The organism is Deinococcus sp. (assembly GCF_025362455.1).
GTDB lineage: Bacteria > Deinococcota > Deinococci > Deinococcales > Deinococcaceae > Deinococcus.
Map to the genome: position 1 here is coordinate 1 of NZ_JANYGJ010000019.1, position 3693 is coordinate 3693.

At 64.6% G+C, this 3693-nt stretch carries 5 protein-coding genes; 2 read left to right on the forward strand and 3 right to left on the reverse strand.

Annotated elements, in window-relative coordinates; all coding sequences use genetic code 11:
- Positions 1–544: 544 nt before the first annotated feature.
- The gene (locus tag Q0R23_RS01335) at positions 545–682 is read left to right on the forward strand and encodes a hypothetical protein (protein ID WP_293909542.1); all 138 of its coding nucleotides are present in this window, start codon (positions 545–547) and stop codon (positions 680–682) included.
- Positions 683–718: 36 nt separating this feature from the next.
- Positions 719–2602, forward strand: a complete 1884-nt coding sequence (locus Q0R23_RS01340) for a PRC-barrel domain-containing protein (protein WP_293909545.1) — start codon at positions 719–721, stop codon at positions 2600–2602.
- A gap of 85 nt (positions 2603–2687) precedes the next feature.
- Here the strand turns inward: Q0R23_RS01340 and Q0R23_RS01345 are convergent, their stop codons facing one another.
- The 3 genes from Q0R23_RS01345 to Q0R23_RS01355 all read right to left on the reverse strand — a co-directional run.
- Positions 2688–2909, reverse strand: a complete 222-nt coding sequence (locus Q0R23_RS01345; protein ID WP_293909547.1) for a helix-turn-helix transcriptional regulator — start codon at positions 2907–2909, stop codon at positions 2688–2690.
- The gene (locus Q0R23_RS01350; RefSeq protein WP_293909549.1) at positions 2909–3415 is read right to left on the reverse strand and encodes a DUF2975 domain-containing protein; all 507 of its coding nucleotides are present in this window, start codon (positions 3413–3415) and stop codon (positions 2909–2911) included. The genes Q0R23_RS01345 and Q0R23_RS01350 overlap by 1 nt, the downstream gene beginning before the upstream one ends.
- On the reverse strand, positions 3412–3693 hold a 282-nt coding region (locus tag Q0R23_RS01355; protein WP_293909551.1), incomplete at its 5' end, for a hypothetical protein. The genes Q0R23_RS01355 and Q0R23_RS01350, both read right to left, overlap by 4 nt.

The window sequence follows — 3693 nt, forward strand, 5'->3', positions numbered from 1 at the left end:
GAGCAGAACGGCACCTATCGGGCCTGCTCGCCTATCGGGCCTTCTTGGGCAGAACGCACTGTCGTCGTGAACGGACGCGCCTGGGCACGCCACTCCTCCCCCTGGGGACGCCTGCCCGCTGGCCGCTCCGTTCACGACGAAGAGCGAGGGAGGAAGAAAGTATGTCCTTGCTTGGGCCCAGCGGCACCCGTATGGGGCCTGCCCGCTGGCGGGAGTGGACTCGCAGAGCTCCGAAGGAGAGGGATGAAGCGCTTTTTGCGGGCAGGCCCGATAGGTGCCGTTCTGCCCAAGAAGCGGAAGCCCGAAACGTTAGCCAAGACATACTTAAAGGTTTATGCAAGGTTGGGTCAAGCGGATGTAAGCGCCCAGGCATTCCACACACGCATGGGCGCGGCCTAGACTTCTTCATGAAGCCGTGTGCAGATGAGTGGCGCCCGGCTAGTGTCACCCCTACTCGCGACCGTCTCACCCTCCAGACCCGTACCGATCAGTACACTTCTCAATACACTTCCAATACACTTCCAATACACTTCAAGGAGTCATCATGGCCCGCCTCAAAGGCACCAACAATTCTGGCAATGGCGTCGCCTGGCTTATCGGCCTGGTCGTTTTATTGGTCTTGCTGTACCTGTTGTACGCGTTTTACCTCAAACCCAACAACATCCTCAACCTGGGATTTTGAACCCGGCTACTTTGCTACGCACACAAGGAGTTTGTCATGATTAAAGGGAAAGAGATGATCGGGCGCAGCATCATGGCGCTGAGCAGTGGCACCCAGATCGACAAGGTGCATGACCTGGTGTTCGACCACGACGCCAATCAGGTGCTGGCCCTGCTGGTCGACGAGGGCGGCTGGTTTCGCGCCGCCAAGGTGGTGCCCTTCGAGGCCGTGCGCAGCGTCGGTGAGGACGCCGTGATGATCGACGACGAATCGCACGTGGTCAGCGCCCGCGACGATTCGCGCATCGCCGACCTGCTGGACACCAAGATCGGCCTGATCGGCACCAGGTTGCTGACCACCGACGGGCGCGACCTGGGCAAGATCGCCGACGTATATTTCGACGAGGCGAGCGGCAAGGTCCTGGGCTACGAGGCCACCGGCGGGCTGTTTTCGGATCTGTCGAGCGGGCGCACCTTCGTTCCGGCGCCGGAGAGTATCAGCATCGGTGAGAACGCCGCCATCGTGCCGGTGTCGGTGGCCACCGCCATGGAGGAGCAGGAAGCCGGTGGCCTCCAGGGCGCCTTCAAGAGTGCGGGCGAGAGCATCAGCACCGCCGCCAGCACGGTCAGCGAGAACGTCAAGGCGGGCTACGAGAACCTGGCCACCGCCACCAAGGAGCGCCAGAAGGACTACGTGGTCGGCAAGGTGGCGGGCAGCGACGTCAGCAGCGACGACGGCGCCGTTATCGTGACCAAGGGCCAGACCATCACCGAAGCGCAGGCGAGCCTGGCCGAGACGCACGGCGCCCTGGGCTCGCTGGTCGCGGCGGCCACCGGCGGCACCATGCAGGCCGCCTACAGCAGCGCCGCCGAGACGGTCCAGAGCAAGGCCGAGGATTTCAGCCAGGCGTCCCAGGAGCGCCAGACCGAGTACGTGGTGGGCAAGGTGGCGGGCAGCACCGTCACCGCCGACGACGGCACGGTCATCACCCACCAGGGCGACACCATCAGCGCCGTACAGGCCGCCAACGCCAGCCGTCTGGGTGCCCTGGGTTCACTGGTCGCCTCGGCCACCAGCGGCAGCATCAAGGGCCGCATCGAGGACCTCAGCAGCGCCAGCCGCGAGCGCCAGATCGAGTACGTGCTCGGCAAGGTGGCGGGCAGCGACGTTCACGGCAATGACGAGAGCGTGATCGTGCTCTCCGGCCAGGTCATCACGCCGCTGGCGGTGCAGAGCGCCGAGTCGCACGGTGCGCTGGGCAAACTGGTCGCCTCCGCCACGGCAGGCAGCGTGCAGAGCGGGGCACAGTACCTCAAGCAGAGTGTCATGGGCAGCCCCCAGCCAGCCAGCGCCGTGCCAGCCAGCGCTTTAGGCCGCCGCGTGCGCAGCGACGTCTACGGCGCGGGCCGCACCCTGATCGCCGCGCAGGGTCAGATCGTGACGGTGGGCGTGCTGGAGCGTGCCCGCAGCCTCAGCCGCGAGACCGACCTGCTCCGCGCCACCGGCCTGGGCAGCGAGGCGGCCAGCACCGGGCCTGCCATCGGCGACCAGCTCTCGGCGGGGCTGAGCAACGTCAGCGCCGGGGCCAGCAGCTTCATCGACCGCGCCAAGCAGTGGCTGGGCGAAAAACAGGGCGACGCCAGCGAGGCGATTGAGCAGCACCAGGCCGACGCCGAGGCCCAGAAAGTCCGCGACGCGATTGGCCGCCCGGTCAACCGGGTCATCCTCGACCCCGCCGACAACATCATTTTGAACATCGGCGAGATCATCACCAACAAGGCCGTGAATTCGGCCCGCACGGCGGGCATTCTGGATATGCTGCTGGCCAGCGTCAGCACCGAGACGGTCAAGATCAACCCGCTCGACGTGCGCCCCCACGAAACCGGCAAGGACGCCTTGCAGGGCCAGGGCGAGGTGAACATTCCCAAGCCGCAGTCGTAAGTAAGGGGTATTGAACGGCGCCGCCTGGGGAGACCTGGGCGGCGTTTTGGCGGTGGGTGTCACCCACATTCTTTGCAGACGGTTTTCACTCCTGCTCCGGTGGCCCATCAACCCACTCCAGCAACTGCCCCGGTTGACAGTCCAGCGTGCGGCACAGCGCGTCGAGCGTCGAGAAGCGCACGGCGCGGGCCTTGCCGGTTTTGAGAATACTGAGGTTGGCGAGCGTGATGCCGACCCGGTTGGAGAGTTCGGATAAGGTCATGCCGCGCTCGGTGAGGACGGTATCGAGATTGACCCGGATAGGCATTAAACGGTCAGGTCCTGTTCTTCGCGGAGCTGGACACCACGGGCGATCACGCCAGCCAGGCCGAACAGAAAGAGTGCGAGCACAAAACTGTTGATCTGCAAGTTACCGTTGACAATGGGTGGGAAGCCGAACTCCTGACTTGGCCCGAACCACTGGGCAATAGACGCCCACCAGTTGGATGTCAGCAACCACGCAAGCAAGACCAGCAGGCCCATCCAGTTCAGGCGGCGCACGTTGGTTCGGCTGAACGGATCAGCGTAGCGGGCGCTGACGAGCAGCAGGTGGAAGAGCCAGGCCGCCACGGTGGGACTCCCCATAATCAGCACCCCCGCAAGCACGGCGCTGAACTGCACCCCCGTCTGCCTCCTGACACCGTTGAAGGCCAGGACGCACAGGAGACACAAGGCCAGAAAGAACAACAGCGTGATGGCGTCCAGAATCGTCAACGCCACCAGCGCAAATGTCACGCGGTTTCGGGAACTCACGGTTGCCTTTCCCTGACTCATACCGTCAGCTCCTGCTCGGTACGTAACCGCTCCTCGTTCTCGCGCTGCTGCACGCCGATGCGGAACACCAGGGCCACCACGAAGAGGCCCAGTATTCCGACCCAGGACACCTGCAACGCGGGGTCCAGCGGCTGGCCGAGGGCAATCGTCGGCATGCCAGTCACCGTGGGGTCCAATCCGGGCAGGGCCTTACCTGTGGGCTGCCGAATGAGCCACCATCCCAGCCCCGTCCCCACCAGGCTGTTGACGAGATTGATCGCCACGCCGAGCCAGGCCAC

Coding starts and splice junctions, on each gene's coding strand:
- Q0R23_RS01335 (WP_293909542.1), top strand. CDS start 545: ATGGCCCGCCTCAAAGGCACCAACAATTCTGGCAATGGCGTCGCCTGG.
- Q0R23_RS01340 (WP_293909545.1), top strand. CDS start 719: ATGATTAAAGGGAAAGAGATGATCGGGCGCAGCATCATGGCGCTGAGC.
- Q0R23_RS01345 (WP_293909547.1), bottom strand. CDS start 2,909: ATGCCTATCCGGGTCAATCTCGATACCGTCCTCACCGAGCGCGGCATG.
- Q0R23_RS01350 (WP_293909549.1), bottom strand. CDS start 3,415: ATGAGTCAGGGAAAGGCAACCGTGAGTTCCCGAAACCGCGTGACATTT.